This window comes from Gymnodinialimonas sp. (genome assembly GCF_059726805.1).
Window position 1 is genome coordinate 2,586,639 of record NZ_AP041059.1, and the last position, 15,898, is coordinate 2,602,536.

The following is a 15,898-nucleotide window of genomic DNA, read 5'->3' on the forward strand; positions in this document are numbered from 1 at the left end:
GAGACGCCGGGAGCTTGAAGGTCTCTATGACGGCATATTCACAAGGAATTCATTTTTGCACAGCAGTTTCAACATCTTACGCACTCAATTGATAATCGAGTGGGAGTGAGGACCGGATGAACGTAAGGCAGTTCGGTCGGGTCCTTGGCTTCTGTCTGATGGTTTATGTGGCGACCATGGCCGTGGTGGCCGCTGTCCACGTCTATTGGCCAAGCGACAGCGCGTCGGCGGAGGCCGAGGCCATCGTCTGCCTGGGCGGCGGGTCAGAGGACGGGGTTCTGTTTCGCAGCAGCGGCTACCGGACGTTACAATGCATGGCGTTGTTCGAGGCTGGAGCCGCCCCCAGAATCGTTTTCACGGGCAGTGGAGCCGCACCCCTGATGGCGGATTATGCCGCCGCGCAGGGCGTGCCGCGGGAGGCGATGGTGGTGGAAAGCGACAGCCGCTCTACCCTACAGAACGCGCTCTTCACCTCGCGGATCGTGCCGCCAGACGCGCGGGTCATCGTGGTCAGCGACGCCTACCATTTGCCGCGCGCTTTTGTGGCGTTTCGGGTGATGGGGTTTGAGAACATTGCCCTTGCCGCCTCGACCTCCAGGCACCTGCGCCTCAAGTCCATGGCGCGTGAAGCGGCCGCCGTCTGGTTCAACTTTGCCCGTGTAGTGCTGTGGTGGGCGACGCCCTGGCTGCCAGACAATACGCGCGAGGCGCTATTGATCTGAAATAGGTGAGCGTGCCACGCGCTTGGGTGAAACGCCTACGCTACGGTGCCAAGCGCGTCAGCGGAACGCGGTCAGACGTCCGTCCTCGGTCACGACCAGAAGGGTATCGCCGACCACGATGGGATGGGCGGCAGCGCCCTGGCGCATCGCGACCGAGCCCACCAGCGCGCCGGATTCGGGGCTGAAGAACCGGATATTGCCATCGCCCGAAGCCATGACCAGGCGTCCGCCCGCAAGGATCGGGCCGTAATGGGTGAAGACCGCGCGGCGGCGACGCTCGCGGTCATTGACGTAAAGCGGCAGTTCCGTGCCCCAGATCCGCGCGCCGCTGCCCGCGTCCAGGCGGATCAGCTCATTGCGGTCAGAGACGAAGAACAAATCACCTCCGGTATGGAGGACCGGCGAATAGGCCCCTTCATTGGCTTGCCAGATCTGCCCGCCCCGGGCGGCATCGAATGCCACAACGCGGCCCGACTGGTTCCCGGCATAGATGCGGTTGCCCACGATCACAGGATCACTGGTGACATCATTGACGTTGGCATAGGCCACGCCGTTGCGCCCGGCCGCGACGGAGGTGTTCCACAGGAACGCGCTGGAGCGGCGCAGGACGCCGCCGATCTCGCCAGAGCCAAACGGCATGATGACAAGACGGTCGGTGATGGCGGGCGCAGCGCCGCCAGCCAGAAGCGCGGGGGATTCAGTCCCGGGCACGTTCCATTCCAGGCGGCCGGTGTCGACGTCAATCGCCCACCCCTGATTGTTGCGGCTGACGACATAGATGGTGCCGCCGGCGACGGTCGGCGCGCCGATGCCCGCATCCAAGCGCTGACGCCAGGCGATGCCGCCGGTGGCCGCGTCCATGGCAATCAACTCACCAAACCCGGTCGTCACATAAAGGCGCCCGCCCGAGACCGCCAGGCCGCCGCCCGAGACATTGCCGCCCCGGTCAAAGCCCGGCTGCAGGTCGGCGGTCCACAGGGCCTCGCCCGATGTCAGCGAGGTCGCCACGACGCCTGCCCGGCTGTCGAGCGTGAAGACACGCCCATCAGCGGCGACGGGATCGGCGGAAATGCGGTGACGGCGCGTGTTGCCCTGGCCGATCTGCGCGGTCCAGACCTGCGTGAGCGCGGTGCCGAGCGCTGCATGGGGCGTCCGGTTGAGCGCGTTATACCCGCGCTGGTCCCAGGAGCTGAGGCGCACCGGATTGGGCAGGCTGATCGCACGCGGCGCATCTGCGGTGACTTCAACACCCGTGCCCCCGTTCAGGACGGCATCAACGGACAAGCGCTCTCCCGGCAGGATCGTTTCCCGGTCACACCCCACAAGGAAGAGCGTCGCGGCCAGTGCCACGCCTGCCGTCAGATGCCTGCGGGAAGGGAAATTCGTGTCTACAAGGCTCATGCCACGTCCACCACTCGTTTCGGGACCATGGGATGCGGGCTGATGCCCGAACCGGTCCTCGCGTTGCTCGTCATGTGGACCTCGGGCGCGGGTGCGCGCGGGTCCTAGTTTTCCTCGGCCTCCGCCTCGGTTTCGCCCTCGGGCGCGGCGCCGTTTTCGGCGGGCGCTTCCTCGGTTGGTGCCTCCTCTGCGGGCGCGTCATCGGCCGGCGCCTCCTCGGCAGGCGTTTCCTCTGCCGTCGGGGCCTCTTCAACCGGCGCGTCCACCAAGACTGCACCACTTTCCAGCGCCACAATCAACTGCGCCGCGCGTTGTTGCAAGCCTGCCGTTGCAACCGCGCTGCGCTCGATCGCGCGCAAGCGGTCAAGTCCGGCGTCCAAATCGCCTGCACGCACCTCCATCAGGGCCAATTGCTCTTCGGCCAGCGCCGAATAGGGTGCGCCTGGGGCGGCCAGGGCTTCCAGGGTGGCGCGCGCCTCGGCCTCGGGCGCGGGGTCGAGCATTTCGGCCTTCAGAAGGGCAAGGTCAATGTAGCGGCGCGGCAGTTCCGGCGCTTGGGCAGCGGCGCGCAGGCGCGCAGCGGCATCGGCCCGGTCCTCGCCATTTGCGGCCTCTCCAGCGGTCAGAAGCGCCAGGATGATGCCCGCCTCGGCAGAGGGCACCTCCACGGCCTCCAACGCCGCGATGCGCGCCTCGGTATCTTCGCCGTCAAGGGCCGTCAGAAGCGCGTCCCCAAAGGCTTCGGCCTGGGACCGCGCCTGGGCGCTTTGCCATTCGAAATAAGCTGCGCCGCCGACGATGCCGACAACGATCAGGATGGGGATCCATCCCCACCGGCGCATCAGCGCATAAAGACGGTCGCGGCGGACCTCTTCGCTGACTTCATCGATAAAACTGTCGGTATTGGCCATGGACGCCGCCCCACCCCGGATCTTGCTCTGTTGCGTAGGGGCTTACCCCGCCTTGACCCATGGGGGCAAGGGCCGGTTAACGCCGCCCGCGGGCCTGCATTGCACAAGGCGTCCCAGGCCCGCGTGCCAGGCGGCGAGTTGGTGCCGAAATGGGCTATTCTGAACCGTTCAGTTCACCCTTGTACCTCAATACCATAAAAAGTAATCTGAACTGGTCAGTTCACCGTAAACGAACTGATGCGTGCATGAAGTTGGTTCGATGCCGTGTCCCGGATGCGAATCGAACCATGAGAGGTTTAGGGATGAAGTTGTTTCCACTGCTGACCGCAGCGCTTGTCTGCGTGGTCCTCTATTTTGCCATTCTCGACCGCGATACGCTGGTTGAGTTCGCCGAGCGCTATGTCCCCGAGCCGAATAACACCCCGACCGAGCTTGCGGAAAGCGATGAGGATGTCGCGCCCGAGGCCGCGGACGGGTTGATCAACGTCGTCGTGCGCCGGTCCGAGGCACTGGTGACGGAAAACGCCGTCCTGCTGCGGGGCCGGACCGAGGCCTTGCGCCTCGTCGATGTCGCTTCCGAAACGTCCGGGCGCATCATCTCCACCCCCATCCGCGCCGGTGCTTTCGTAGAAGAAGGCCAGGTGATGTGCGAAATTGATCCAGGCACATCCCAGACAGCCTTGGAAGAAGCGCAGGCGCGGCTTGCCGAAGCCCAGGCCCGGGTGCCGGAGGCCGAGGCGCGAGTGCCCGAAGCCGCCGCGCGCCTGCCCGAGGCGCGGGCCCTTCTGGCCCAGGCCGAGGCGCAGCTTACGGCTGCAGAAATTGACGGCAACGCGGCCTCGCGCCTGGCCGAAAGCGGTTTTGGCTCAGACACCCGCGCGGCATCGGCTGCCGCCAGCGTCGCAGGCGCCGAAGCGGGCGTGGAAAGCGCCATGGCCGCCGTTCAGGGCGCGCAGGCGGGCGTTCAGGCGGCGGAAGCCGGGGTGCAATCCGCGCTTGCGGGCGTGCGCGCCGCAGAAGCGGCGGTGACCCGCGCGGAAGAAGCCATCACCCAGTTGACGATTCATGCACCGTTCTCGGGCCTGTTGGAGACGGACACCGCCGAATTGGGCTCTCTCATGCAGCCCGGCGCTGTCTGTGCCACGATCATCCAGCTTGACCCGATCAAGCTGGTGGGTTTCGTGCCCGAAGCCCAGGTCGACCGTGTTCGCGTTGGTGCCACGGCAGGTGCGCAGCTGGCCTCTGGCCAGCAGGTCCAGGGCGAGGTGACGTTCCTGTCGCGCTCCGCGGATGAGCGGACCCGTACGTTCCGGGTTGAAATCACGGTCCCGAACTCGGCTCTCGCGATCCGCGACGGTCAAACCGCTGATATCCTGATCCAGACCGAAGGCACGCCCGCGCATTTGCTGCCCTCCTCGTCGCTGACGTTGAACGACGACGGGCTTCTGGGGGTTCGCGTCGTGGAGGACGGCGTGGTCCAGTTCATCGAAGTGCAACTGATCCGCGACACGCCGCGCGGGGTGCTTCTGGCAGGGCTGCCCGAAAACGCCGATGTGATCGTGGTGGGCCAGGAGTTCGTCACCGCAGGCATCGAGGTGGCGACAACGCTTGAGGAGTTGACCCAATGACGGGCCTCATCGACTGGGCCGCAGACCGCGCCCGCATGGTCATTGCCTTCGTGCTGCTGTCCCTGACGGTCGGCACCGCAGCCTACATCGGCCTGCCCAAGGAAGGCGAGCCGGACATCGATATCCCCGGCCTTTTCGTCTCGGTCCCCTTCCCCGGCATTTCCGCCGTCGATAGTGAACGCCTGCTGGTCCAGCCCATGGAGGCCGAATTCCAGGACCTTGACGGGATGCTGTCGATCAACTCGACCGCCGCCGAAGGCTTTGCCGGCATCTTTATCGAGTTCGAGTTCGGCTGGGACAAGTCCGGCACGATCGCGGATGTCCGCGACGCCATGGGCCGCGCGGAAGCGCAGTTTCCGGCAGGCGCGGAGAACTACCAGATCGACGAGATCAACTTCTCGGAGTTCCCGATCATCGTGGTCGCGATGTCCGGCGACGCGCCCGAGCGCACGCTTTTGCGCCTTGCCGACGAGATGCAGACCGAGCTGGAGACTCTGGCCCCCGTGCTGAGCGCGGGCATCGCAGGCTCGCGCGACGAGATGCTGGAGGTGATCCTCGATCCCCTCGCGCTGGAAGCCTACGACGTCACCGCCTCGGACCTGATCAACGCGGTGCAAGGCAACAACCAGTTGATCGCGGCAGGTGAAGTGACCAGCGAGAATGGCGCGATTTCCGTGACCATCCCGTCAAGCTTCAACGACGCGCAAGACGTCTACGACCTTGCCATCACCGTGAACGGCGACCGCGTCGTGACCCTGGGCGATCTGGCCGACATCCGCCTGACCTACCAGGACCGCGCCGGAACCGCGCGCTTCAATGGCGAGACGACGGTGGCGCTTCAGGTGATCAAACGCCTCGGCTTCAACATCATCGACATGGTCGAAGAGGTGCGCATGACGGTTGACGCCGTCCAGGCCGATTGGCCCGAAGACCTGCGTGCTTCCGTGCATGTGGAAACGTCGCTTGACCGGTCGGTCGAAGTGGACAGCATGGTGCGGCAGCTGGAAGGCTCGGTGCTGACAGCCATCGCCCTGGTGATGATCGTGGTGCTGGCCGCCCTAGGCACGCGCTCTGCGCTATTGGTGGGCTTTGCCATCCCGACGTCGTTCCTTTTGTGCTTCATCCTTCTGGGGATCATGGGGATCACGATTTCGAACATCGTGATGTTCGGCCTGATCCTGGCGGTGGGGATGCTGGTGGATGGCGCCATCGTTGTCGTGGAATACGCCGACCGCCGCCTGAAAGAGGGCGCGCGGCCCATGCAGGCCTACACCCAGGCGGCCAAGCGGATGTTCTGGCCCATTGTGTCCTCCACCGCGACGACGCTCTGCGCCTTCCTGCCGATGTTGTTCTGGCCCGGTGTGCCCGGCGAGTTCATGGGCATGTTGCCCGTCACGCTGATCTTCGTGCTCTCCGCATCGCTGATCGTGGCGCTGATCTACCTGCCGGTTCTGGGCGGTGTGGCCGCCCGCGCGAGCCGCCTGATCGATGAGGCGGCGGGTACCCTCAAAGGCCTCGTCCCGTGGTACCTCGTGCGGTTGGCCGCCACCATCGGCGCGGGCTACCTGATGTTCCTGAGCGCGCTTCAGGTCGTGCGCCCCGGCGTCCTCTTCCCGCTGCCCGAAAGCATCTCGCCCCTCGCGCAGACCGGTATTAGTGGTGCGATCTTCGTGGCCTTGTGTTTCGCGATGTCGATCCTGCTCGCCTCTGTGCAAATCCAAACACGCGCCAAGAAGGTGAAATCGGGCTACCGTCGCAGCTGGTTTGGCTGGATCATCCATGGGTTGACCGGCAACCCGGTGATGCCGGTGGTCTCCATCATCACCGTGGGCATCTTTGTCGCCAGCGTGTTCTCGTACTTTGGAGAGAACAACAACGGCGTCGAATTCTTCGTCTCGACCGAGCCTGAAAGCGCCATCGTCTACGTGCGCGCGCGCGGCAACCTTTCGCTGGACGAGCAGGACGTGCTGGTCCGTCAGGTCGAAGAAATCGTGCTGACCCAGGACGGCGTGCGCGATGCCTTTGCATTCGCGGGCGCCAGCGGGCTCGACAGCAACACCGGGGGCGCGGCGGTGCCCGCCGATACCATCGGCCAGGTGCAGATCGACCTGGAACCCTGGGGCACGCGCCCCGCCGGTCAAAGCATCCTGGATCAATTGCAGGCGCGCCTGTCGGTCATCCCGGGCATCCGGACCGAGATCCTGGCCGCCAGCGGCGGGCCTGGCGACGCCAAGCCCGTGTCCCTGCGCCTTGCGGGCAACAATTGGGAAGAACTGCAGGAAGCAACGCGCATGGTGCGCGGCTTTTATGAAGACCTCGACGGTCTGATCCTGATCGAAGACACCCTGCCCCTGCCCGGCATCGACTGGGAGATCGACGTGGACGTCGAGGCAGCCGGTCGCTTCGGGGCCGATGTCTCGACCGTTGGCGCTATGGTGCAGTTGGTCACACGGGGCATTCTGCTCGACACGATGCGGGTGCCCACCTCGGACGAGGAAATCGACATTCGCGTGCGCTTCCCCGAGGAAGCTCGGGTGCTCTCCACCCTTGACAGCCTGCGCGTGCGGACCAATGACGGCCTCGTGCCGCTGTCGAACTTCGTCAGCTACGCGCCGACCCCGCAGTTGGCCGAGATTGCCCGCCGCGATCAAAGCCGCATCTTCGAGGTCAAGGCCGATGTCGTCGACGACGTCACGATCTACGAGGTTGTCCCCCTGTCCGTTGAAGGGGAGCCGCTGGAAGATGACGTCATCTCACTCGGCTATGGCACCCGTGTCACCCAGGAAGAGATCGACGCAGGCGCCGAGGCCAATCTGATCATCCGCACGCCCCCCGCGGGCCTCGCGGCGCTTTTCGGCGGCGCCGAGACCGTGGCTTATCACAACGTGCCCGATTACGACGGCGCACAAAGCCTCGACGCTTTGGCAGGTGATATCATGGCGGGCGAAGCGGAGCTGCGCACCACGCCAATGACACCCTCCGAGCGGATCGAGCGCATCACCGAGTGGCTGGAGACGGAAACGCCCCTGCCCGCCTCGGTCTCGTGGGAATGGGGGGGCGATCAGGAAGAACAGGAGGAATCCGGCCAATTCCTGATGAGCGCGTTCGCCGCCGCCCTGGGCCTCATGTTCATCATCCTGCTGGCGCAGTTCAACTCGATCTACAACTCCGTGCTGGTTCTGTTGGCGGTGGTTCTGTCCACGACCGGCGTGCTGATCGGCATGCTGGTGATGGATCAGACCTTCTCCATCATCATGACTGGCACCGGCATCGTGGCGCTTGCGGGGATCGTGGTGAACAACAACATCGTGTTGATCGACACCTACCAGGAATACTCCCGCTTCATGCCGAAGCTGGAGGCCATCGTGCGCACCGCCGAGGCGCGCATCCGGCCCGTCCTTCTGACGACGATCACAACCATGGCGGGCCTGGCGCCGATGATGTACGGCATCTCGCTCGACTTTGGCTCGGGCGGCTACACCATCGACAGCCCCACAGCGCTGTGGTGGAAGCAATTGGCCACGGCAGTCGTCTTCGGCTTGGGCATCGCAACGGTTCTGACGCTGGTCTTCACGCCGTCGCTCTTGGCCCTGCGGGTCTGGTTCTGGACCATCCTGGGCGGCTTTTTCAGCGGCCTCGCCCGCCTGGGTGCCCGCCGGATGAGCAAGCGCGGCCAGGATTGGGCCCTGCAACGTCAGGCCCGCCGCACTCGGGAGCCGGTGATCTATTGGGATGAAGAGCCCTTCGTCGAGGAAATCGCGCCTGTCGCGATGCCAAAGGCGGAAGAGGCCCCTGCGCCCGAGCCCGAGCCTGAGCCCGAACCGGCCTCACCAGCCCCCGTCGCGGAAGAGCCTCCAGTGCCCCCGGCCCCGGAAGACCTGCCCGACACGCCCGATCCGTTTGAGGATACGGAACTCGACAGTGACATCGGGCCCCAGCCCCCGCTCCGCGCCGCAGAATAAGACACAGCGGAGCGGACACGGGCCCCTAAAGGAAGGCGCCAAATGATCTCCTATGTCACCGTCGGCGCAGACGACCTGGACGCCGCAAAGCGGTTCTACACCGCGTTCCTGCCGGCCCTGGGCTACGGTTTGAAAGAAGGACCTGAGGGCCTGAGTTTTGCCCTGCCCGTCCAACCAGACCAAAGCGTCATCCCGCCGGACTTCTACGTCAAACCAACCTTCGATGGGCAACCGGCCTCGGCTGGCAACGGCGCAATGGTCGCGTTCGAGGCCCCAGGCCAAGCCCAGGTCGACGCCTTGCACAAAGCTGCCCTGGCAGCGGGCGGCACAGACGAAGGCAGCCCCGGCTTCCGCGCATCCTATGGCCCGCAGTTCTACGTCGGCTACCTGCGCGACCCGCAGGGCAACAAGATCGCCCTGTTCTCAAGTAATCCACAAGAACCCGGCCGCGACGGGTAACGCTGCGAGGAGCGTAGCGAGGAGGGGCGGTCGCCCGAAGGGCGAAAAACGGCGCTCAGGCCGCCTCTTCCTCATCGGCAACCTGGCGATGCCAGAGCTGCGCGTAACGCCCCTCTTGTGCCAGCAGCGCGTCGTGCGTGCCCTCTTCCACGACCTCGCCTTTCTCCAGCACCACGATCCGATCCGCGTCCACGATCGTCGACAAGCGGTGCGCGATGGTCAGGACCGTGCGCCCCTCTCCCATCGCTTTCAACTCGGCCTGAATCTCCATCTCGGTGTCGGTGTCCAAGGCCGATGTCGCCTCGTCCAGCACCAAGATCGGCGGGTCCTTGAGCAGCGTCCGCGCGATCCCCACACGCTGCTTTTCACCGCCTGACAGCTTCAAGCCCCGCTCGCCCACGGGCGTCTCATACCCCTCCGGCAGCGACAGAATGAACTCATGGATCGCCGCCGCCTTGGCCGCCTGCTCCACCTCGGCCCGCGTGGCGCCATCGCGCCCATAGGCGATGTTGTAATAGATCGAGTCGTTGAACAGCACTGTGTCCTGGGGCACCACGCCAATCTGCGCATGGACGGAGGTCTGCGTCACATCGCGCAGGTCCTGCCCGTCGATGGTGATCTTCCCCTCGCCCACATCGTAGAAGCGAAACATCAGCCGCCCGATGGTCGACTTGCCCGACCCGCTGGAGCCCACAACCGCCACCGTCTGCCCCGCCGGAATGTCGATATCCACGCCCTTGAGGATCGGCCGGGCGCTGTCGTAGCCAAACTGCACCCCCTCCAGCCGCACATTGCCGCCATCCACCTTCAACGCAGGCGCACCCTCGGCGTCTTTCACCTCTTGCGGTTGCTCCAGCAGATTGAACATCTCGCCCATATCGACCAGCGCCTGGCGGATCTCGCGGTAGACCGTTCCGAGGAAATTCAGCGGCATGGTGATCTGGATCATATAGGCGTTGACCATGACGAAATCGCCCACAGTCAAGGTGCCGTTCTGCACCCCAAGCGCCGCCATGACCATGACGACGACAAGGCCCGTGGTGATGATCAGGGACTGACCGAAGTTCAGGAATGCCAGCGAATAGGAGGTCTTCAGCGCCGCCGCCTCATAGCCTTCCATCGCCGCATCGTAACGGTCCGCCTCGCGGGTCTCGGCGCCGAAATACTTCACCGTCTCGAAGTTCAGCAGACTGTCGATGGCCTTCTGGTTGGCGTCGGTGTCCTGGTCATTCATCTCTTTGCGGATGCGCACGCGCCATTCGGTGACCTTGAAGGTGAACCAGATATAAAGCGCAATCGTGACAGCCAGAACGATCAGGTAATTGATGTCAAAGACGACGGCCAGGATGATGCCGGTCAGCGCCAGTTCCAGCACCAGCGGCCCGATGGAGAACAGCATGAAGCGCAACAGGAATTCGACGCCCTTGACGCCCCGCTCGATAATCCGAGACAGCCCGCCGGTCTTGCGCTGAATATGGTAGCGCATCGAGAGCGCGTGGATGTGTTGAAACGTCTCCAGCGCCAACTGCCGCAACGCGCGCTGTGCGACTTTGGCAAAAACCGCGTCGCGTAGCTGGTTGAAACCCACGGTCAGCGCTCGCGCCATACCGTAGGCGATTGTGATGCCAATCGCGCCCATCCCCAGCAACCAGGCCGGATCAAGTCCCTCCCCGGCCAAAAGGTTCACCGCCTCGCGGTAAAGAAACGGCGTGCCCACCGCGATCACTTTGGCCATCGCCAACATGATCAGAGAAATCACCACGCGCTGCTTCACCCAAGGCTTGTCATCGGGCCAAAGATAGGGGGCGACCTTGCGGATCGTGCGCCAGCCCGAGCGGCGTTCTTCCTCTTCCAACTGCGCGATGGCCCCGGCCTCTGCCTCTTGGGCAGGGGTGAGCGTAGGATCTGTCTGGGTGGAAGTATCGGCTGGCATATCGCGGGCGTCCCTTGGCTTATCCCTTACCTAGGATGCCAAAGGGCCAGAGACCAGAGCGCGCGGGTCAGTTCCCGTCCGCGACACTGTCTAAATCGGGCATGCGGAAGATCTGGCCCGGGAAGATCCAATTCGGATCCCGGATCTGGTCGCGGTTTTCCTCGAAGATCTGCACATATAGGATGCCTTCGCCGAAGGTATCCCGCGCCATGCCCCAGAGCGTGAAACCGGGCTGCACAGTGATAACGTCAATGCCGGCGGCCTCTTGCACCGGCGTCTCCGCGACCCGTTCCGGGTCTTCCCGCAGGAACGGCGTCTCCACCCGGCTGACCGGGGCGCCGTCCTCTGACAGCTCCGTCACCGCCAGCGTGTAGGTACCCGGGTCCACGTCAGGCAATTGGAGCGACCAATCGCCCCCCGGCCCCACTTCGCCCAACTGGATCGGCTGGTTGTTGAGGGTGATCTGGATGTTGGCGGCCACCGGGCCGCGCCCGGCCAGGATCACCGCACCCTCGGCATCGTAAGAGATTGCGTCCAGGCGGACGGAGGTCTGCACCGCAGGCTCATCCGCCGGGCCCTGCACCACGCGCAGGCCTTCGGGGCTGGCGATCACCACGGACGGGGCCATGGCACGGGCGGGTTGCAAGGCGGCGGGCCGCGTGTCGGCGTTCAGGCTGGCCGGGGCCGCTGTGACCGACGGCGCCGCAAGGGCGGCGGGCCCTGCGGCGAGCGCGCCGGGGGCTGCGGGCGGCGGTGTTTCGGCGGTTGTGGCAGGCACCTCTGGCTGCGGGATGTCGACGGTTACGATTGCGGCGATGTCTTCGGCGGGCGCGGCTTCTCCCGGTATGACGTCTTCGGCTGCGGCCAGATCTGGCAGGGGATCTTCGGGCACGACACTTGCGGGCGTCACGTCATCTGGCGCGGGATCTACCTCCGCGACGATGACCTCTGGCGCGGCGGCTTCGGGCACGTCCGCTGGCGTCTCAACTGGGTCAGCGGCGGCTATTGCTTCGGGGACCACGTCGGGTTCGGGCGCTGCGAGGGGTGCGACCAGCACCGTCTCGACGCCTGCCAGAACCGCACCGCTCTCGGGCCGGGCCTCGACGCTCAGAAGGCGCGGCGCGTCGGAGAAGGGAAGGTTGAGCAGGACGACGAAATCGCCGCCCGCGTCGGCGCGGGTCTCGGCAATCTGGAGACCGTCGAGCAGCAAGGCCACCGGCAGATCAGGCGAGGTGCGCCCGGCGATCACCGTGTTGCCGCCCGGGTCTACGCGGACAAGATCAAGAAGAGGCGCGATGAATTCAGGGGCAGCTTCCGGGCCTTGAGCGACCTCAGGCTCGGGGCTTGGGGTTGGGCTTGGGCTTGGGCTTGGATCCGGCGCAGGCTCAACCGCTGCCACCGGTGCCTCTTCAACCAGGGCTGCAGGGGGCGGCGCGGGCGGTTCCGGATCGGCGTTGAAAACGGTCACGCCGATGGCTCCGCCGACCAGGACAACGGCCCCCACGGCGGTCGCGCCAATGGCGCCCGAGCTGGACCCGAACATCGCCGCAAGTTTCATCGCGTGACCTCTGGCACGGTTTCCCCCTCAAAAAACCTTGCAGTCCTAGCTTGGATCCGACCCACATCGAGCGTGCTTGAGACCCCTGCCGATGCACAGTATTAGGGCTTAAAGGATTTTGAAGCGCAAGGTATTGATATGAGACGGCTGTCATTATGTGTTTACTGTGGCTCACGCGCCGGGGCGGACCCGGCATACGAGCAGGCTGCAACCGCCCTTGGCCAGGCCATGGCTGAGGCGCAGATCAGGCTGGTCTACGGGGCCGGTGACGTTGGGCTGATGGGCGCCGTGGCGCGCGCGGCCCAGATCGGCGGGGCCGAGACCTTCGGCGTGATCCCCACCCATCTGATGGACCGCGAGGTCGGCAAGACCGACCTCAACACCTTCGTCGTGACCGAGACGATGCACGAGCGCAAGAAGGTGATGTTCATGAACGCCGATGCCGTTGTCGTGCTGCCCGGCGGCGCGGGGTCGCTGGATGAGTTCTTCGAGGTGCTGACCTGGCGGCAGTTGGGCCTGCACGAAAAGCCGATTTTCCTGCTGAATACAAATGGTTACTGGGATCCCCTGCGTGGGCTGCTCGACCATGTGGTGGCGCAAGGGTTTGCGGACGCCAGCCTGTTGGCCTTCGTGCAAACTGTCCCGGATGTGCCCGCGCTGATGGCGCAACTGGCGGACACCGCGTGATCCGCTGGACCCTGCGCCTGATCGCGGTTTTCGTGCTGGTCGGGTGCGTGGGCCCTGGCCCTGCTGCAGGCCCCCCGCCCCCGTCCGGCACAGTGCCCGATGCGCTGCGGCTGGCGACGTTGAACGTCCACTACCTACGCCCCGCCAACCGCAGGGGCATTGCGTCGATGGCGGAATGGGACCGCCGCCGTCATCCCCTGAATGCCGCGTTCCGCGCCATCGATGCAGACATATTCGCGCTGCAAGAGGTGGGGCTTTTCCCCTGCTGCGCCCAGAACGGACCTAACCCGGCGCTCGATTGGTTGCTGCAGCACAATCCCAATTACGGTGTTGCGGCCCATGGTCCCGCGGCTGAGTTTCCCCAGAACCAGCCCATTCTCTACCGCCGCGACCGCGTTACGCTTCTCGATCAGGGCTGGTTTTTCTTCTCGGAGATGCCTGAGGTTCTGGCCACCCCGGGCTTTGCCGAAGGCTCTTACCCGACGTTTGCCAATTGGGCCACGTTCCGCCACCGGGGCGAGGTCCTGCATGTCGTCAACACGCATCTGGACGTCACCAGTTGGTCCAACCGCCGGATCTCCTCGGCGCTGGTCATGCACCGGATCGCGCCCTGGCTGGAGGCCGGAGAGCGGGTTGTGTTCATGGGCGACATGAACTCTTTCGCGTTCACGCGCCCCGTTCGCGTGATTGAAAACAATGGTCTCGCCCTCGCCCCCGTGCGGGGGCCGACGTTTCATTTCTACCGGGGTCTGCACCTTTACGGCGCCATTGATCATATGGCTTACTCCGACGGCGTGACGCCGGTGCGCGACCCCGTCGTGGTCCGCCAGCAATTCGACGGCGGCTGGCCGTCGGATCATTACCCGGTTTTCATGGATGTCGTGCTGGAGTAACCCGCGCCGCTTGCAGCAGGTGCTGGATGTGCGTTGCACTCAGCCCCTCCTCCACCCTATACGGGTGTCCTCGCAGCTGTCACGATAGGCGCAGGTCGGGGAAGTCGCGGTAGGCCTCAAAATCGAGCTTCTGGAAGCCGCGCATCACCGTGCCATCGCCCAGGGCATAGGAGACGGAGACCCCAATATCCCCCGTCGTATTGTGCACGAAAAAGGCGGCGTCTCGGTCGACGGCGACTTCGATCTCTTTGCCCGGCGGCATGATCGCGAGGCTGTCCCAAAGCGCAAGTCTGGTGATGTCCACACGCCCCCCCATCCCCAGGATCCTCGGGCGAAAGGCCACCCGCACGTCGTGGACCGCATGGGGCGCGATGTTGTGCAACACGAGGTAGAGGACCGCCGCCCGCCAGCGGATATCAACCACGACATCGGGATCTTCGGTCCGCTGAGGTGACGGCTTGGGGGTGTTCATGGAGGAAACCTTAGCAGAAAATCCCCCTTCTGACACGAAAACTATGGTAGCTTTACCCTCTAACCCGTTCTCGCCAGACACGTTTCAGGAGCTGGACCATGCCGATCAAAAGAGACACGCCCTATGTGGATTACCTGTTCAGGTTGGAGATTGCCGACCAGGAGCAGGTGGATTTTTCCGAGGTCAGCGGCGTTTCTTTAGAACGCGATGTCATTGAATACTGGTCGAGTGCGCGGAAACTTCCCGTCAAGATGCCGGGGCGGTCCCATGCCTCGGACGTGACGCTGAAACGCGGCGTTACCGGGTCAATCGAGCTCTACTCGTGGTATCAGGAGGTGCTACTTGGGGAAGATTTTCGACGCGATGTCACGTTGAGCCTGCTGAACGAAAAGGATGAGGCGGTTTTCGTCTGGCGGTTGCACAACGCGTGGCCGCGCAAATACGTAGGCCCAATCCTGAATGCGCGTGGCGGAAATGACGTGGCAATTGAAGAGCTTGTCATTGTCAGCGAAGACATCCGCGTGCTCTGACGCGCAGCGTCCCGTCAAAGGCACGAGCGTCCCGCGCAAACAAAAAGGCCCGCCCGAATGGGGCAGGCCTTTTTCGTGTCGTAGGGGTCAGCTCACATGCGCGAGGCGACGTTTTCCCAGTTGACCAGGTTGTCGAGGAAGTTGGTCAGGTAGGCCGGGCGCTTGTTGCGGAAATCGATGTAGTAGGAATGCTCCCACACATCGCAGCCCAGAAGTGCTGTTTGGCCAAAGCAGAGCGGGTTCACGCCGTTCTCGGTCTTGGTCACGGCGAGCGAGCCGTCGGCGTTCTTCACCAGCCAGCACCAGCCGGACCCGAACTGGCCCGCGCCCGCGGCGGAGAACTGGGACTTGAACTCATCAACGGAGCCGAAGCTCTCGGTCAAAGCGGCTTCCAGCTCGGACGGCATGGACGAGACACCGGGGCCCATCATCTCCCAGAACTGGTTGTGGTTCCACAATTGGCTGATGTTGTTGAAGATACCGTTCTGCGCGACGGCGGAGGCGTCGTAGGTGCCGGTGATGATCTCTTCGAGGGATTTGCCTTCCCACTCCGTGCCTTCAATCGCCTTGTTGCCGTTGGTGACATAGGCGTTGTGGTGCAGGTCGTGGTGAAATTCCAGCGTCTCGGCGGACATGCCGTGGGCGGCAAGTGCGTCGTGGGCGTAGGGAAGGTCGGGAAGTTCAAAGGCCATGATCGGTCCCCCTTAGTTGCGTGTGTGGTGTTACGCCACAGATGGAGTGC

Annotated in this window: 13 protein-coding genes; 7 read left to right on the plus strand and 6 right to left on the minus strand. The window is 64.4% G+C overall.

What is annotated here, in order from left to right; genetic code table 11:
- Window positions 1-116: 116 nt before the first annotated feature.
- Window positions 117-722 carry a YdcF family protein gene (locus AC6I9R_RS12600; RefSeq protein WP_461425911.1) on the plus strand — a complete coding sequence of 202 codons (606 nt, stop codon included), beginning with the start codon at window positions 117-119 and terminating at the stop codon, window positions 720-722.
- A 57-nt stretch (window positions 723-779) separates the two neighbouring features.
- Here AC6I9R_RS12600 and AC6I9R_RS12605 read toward each other — a convergent pair whose 3' ends face one another.
- Window positions 780-2,123 carry a PQQ-like beta-propeller repeat protein gene (locus tag AC6I9R_RS12605; RefSeq protein ID WP_461425912.1) on the minus strand — a complete coding sequence of 448 codons (1,344 nt, stop codon included), beginning with the start codon at window positions 2,121-2,123 and terminating at the stop codon, window positions 780-782.
- Between the two features lie 104 nt (window positions 2,124-2,227).
- A complete protein-coding gene (locus tag AC6I9R_RS12610; RefSeq protein ID WP_461425913.1) occupies window positions 2,228-3,034 on the minus strand; it encodes a hypothetical protein in 807 nt (268 codons plus the stop codon).
- A 302-nt stretch (window positions 3,035-3,336) separates the two neighbouring features.
- Between AC6I9R_RS12610 and AC6I9R_RS12615 the strand changes: the two genes are divergently transcribed.
- The 3 genes from AC6I9R_RS12615 to AC6I9R_RS12625 are packed head-to-tail and all read left to right on the plus strand — an operon-like array spanning window position 3,337 to window position 9,083.
- Window positions 3,337-4,662: an efflux RND transporter periplasmic adaptor subunit gene (locus AC6I9R_RS12615; protein ID WP_461425914.1), complete on the plus strand. Its 1,326-nt coding sequence runs from the start codon at window positions 3,337-3,339 to the stop codon at window positions 4,660-4,662.
- Window positions 4,659-8,624, plus strand: a complete 3,966-nt coding sequence (locus AC6I9R_RS12620) for an efflux RND transporter permease subunit (RefSeq protein WP_461425915.1) — start codon at window positions 4,659-4,661, stop codon at window positions 8,622-8,624. The genes AC6I9R_RS12615 and AC6I9R_RS12620 overlap by 4 nt, the downstream gene beginning before the upstream one ends.
- Before the next feature lie 42 nt (window positions 8,625-8,666).
- Window positions 8,667-9,083: a VOC family protein gene (locus tag AC6I9R_RS12625; RefSeq protein WP_461425916.1), complete on the plus strand. Its 417-nt coding sequence runs from the start codon at window positions 8,667-8,669 to the stop codon at window positions 9,081-9,083.
- A gap of 55 nt (window positions 9,084-9,138) precedes the next feature.
- Here AC6I9R_RS12625 and AC6I9R_RS12630 read toward each other — a convergent pair whose 3' ends face one another.
- Both AC6I9R_RS12630 and AC6I9R_RS12635 read right to left on the minus strand, forming a co-directional pair.
- A complete protein-coding gene (locus tag AC6I9R_RS12630) occupies window positions 9,139-11,016 on the minus strand; it encodes an ABCB family ABC transporter ATP-binding protein/permease (RefSeq protein WP_461425917.1) in 1,878 nt (625 codons plus the stop codon).
- Between the two features lie 67 nt (window positions 11,017-11,083).
- Window positions 11,084-12,574 carry a LysM peptidoglycan-binding domain-containing protein gene (locus AC6I9R_RS12635; RefSeq protein ID WP_461425918.1) on the minus strand — a complete coding sequence of 497 codons (1,491 nt, stop codon included), beginning with the start codon at window positions 12,572-12,574 and terminating at the stop codon, window positions 11,084-11,086.
- A 138-nt stretch (window positions 12,575-12,712) separates the two neighbouring features.
- On the opposite strand from AC6I9R_RS12635, the gene AC6I9R_RS12640 reads away from it, so the two are divergent.
- Window positions 12,713-13,261, plus strand: a complete 549-nt coding sequence (locus AC6I9R_RS12640) for an LOG family protein (protein WP_461425919.1) — start codon at window positions 12,713-12,715, stop codon at window positions 13,259-13,261.
- On the plus strand, window positions 13,258-14,154 hold the full coding sequence (locus AC6I9R_RS12645; RefSeq protein ID WP_461425920.1) for an endonuclease/exonuclease/phosphatase family protein: 897 nt from the start codon (window positions 13,258-13,260) through the stop codon (window positions 14,152-14,154). Before AC6I9R_RS12640 ends, AC6I9R_RS12645 begins: the two co-directional genes overlap by 4 nt.
- A gap of 79 nt (window positions 14,155-14,233) precedes the next feature.
- On the opposite strand, the gene AC6I9R_RS12650 is transcribed toward AC6I9R_RS12645, so the two are convergent.
- Window positions 14,234-14,626, minus strand: coding sequence for a DUF8453 domain-containing protein (locus AC6I9R_RS12650; protein WP_461425921.1), 393 nt, complete (start codon window positions 14,624-14,626; stop codon window positions 14,234-14,236).
- A gap of 98 nt (window positions 14,627-14,724) precedes the next feature.
- On the opposite strand from AC6I9R_RS12650, the gene AC6I9R_RS12655 reads away from it, so the two are divergent.
- Complete coding sequence (locus tag AC6I9R_RS12655) at window positions 14,725-15,156, plus strand: phage tail protein (protein WP_461425922.1); 432 nt, start codon at window positions 14,725-14,727, stop codon at window positions 15,154-15,156.
- A 92-nt stretch (window positions 15,157-15,248) separates the two neighbouring features.
- On the opposite strand, the gene AC6I9R_RS12660 is transcribed toward AC6I9R_RS12655, so the two are convergent.
- The gene (locus AC6I9R_RS12660) at window positions 15,249-15,848 is read right to left on the minus strand and encodes a superoxide dismutase (protein ID WP_461425923.1); all 600 of its coding nucleotides are present in this window, start codon (window positions 15,846-15,848) and stop codon (window positions 15,249-15,251) included.
- Between the last annotated feature and the right edge of the window lie 50 nt (window positions 15,849-15,898).

Excerpts from the sequence above, each read along its gene's own strand:
- AC6I9R_RS12660 (WP_461425923.1), bottom strand. The coding sequence starts at position 15,848 with ATGGCCTTTGAACTTCCCGACCTTCCCTACGCCCACGACGCACTTGCC.
- AC6I9R_RS12620 (WP_461425915.1), top strand. The coding sequence starts at position 4,659 with ATGACGGGCCTCATCGACTGGGCCGCAGACCGCGCCCGCATGGTCATT.
- AC6I9R_RS12610 (WP_461425913.1), bottom strand. The coding sequence starts at position 3,034 with ATGGCCAATACCGACAGTTTTATCGATGAAGTCAGCGAAGAGGTCCGC.
- AC6I9R_RS12600 (WP_461425911.1), top strand. The coding sequence starts at position 117 with ATGAACGTAAGGCAGTTCGGTCGGGTCCTTGGCTTCTGTCTGATGGTT.
- AC6I9R_RS12605 (WP_461425912.1), bottom strand. The coding sequence starts at position 2,123 with ATGAGCCTTGTAGACACGAATTTCCCTTCCCGCAGGCATCTGACGGCA.
- AC6I9R_RS12650 (WP_461425921.1), bottom strand. The coding sequence starts at position 14,626 with ATGAACACCCCCAAGCCGTCACCTCAGCGGACCGAAGATCCCGATGTC.
- AC6I9R_RS12640 (WP_461425919.1), top strand. The coding sequence starts at position 12,713 with ATGAGACGGCTGTCATTATGTGTTTACTGTGGCTCACGCGCCGGGGCG.
- AC6I9R_RS12635 (WP_461425918.1), bottom strand. The coding sequence starts at position 12,574 with ATGAAACTTGCGGCGATGTTCGGGTCCAGCTCGGGCGCCATTGGCGCG.
- AC6I9R_RS12615 (WP_461425914.1), top strand. The coding sequence starts at position 3,337 with ATGAAGTTGTTTCCACTGCTGACCGCAGCGCTTGTCTGCGTGGTCCTC.
- AC6I9R_RS12630 (WP_461425917.1), bottom strand. The coding sequence starts at position 11,016 with ATGCCAGCCGATACTTCCACCCAGACAGATCCTACGCTCACCCCTGCC.
- AC6I9R_RS12625 (WP_461425916.1), top strand. The coding sequence starts at position 8,667 with ATGATCTCCTATGTCACCGTCGGCGCAGACGACCTGGACGCCGCAAAG.
- AC6I9R_RS12655 (WP_461425922.1), top strand. The coding sequence starts at position 14,725 with ATGCCGATCAAAAGAGACACGCCCTATGTGGATTACCTGTTCAGGTTG.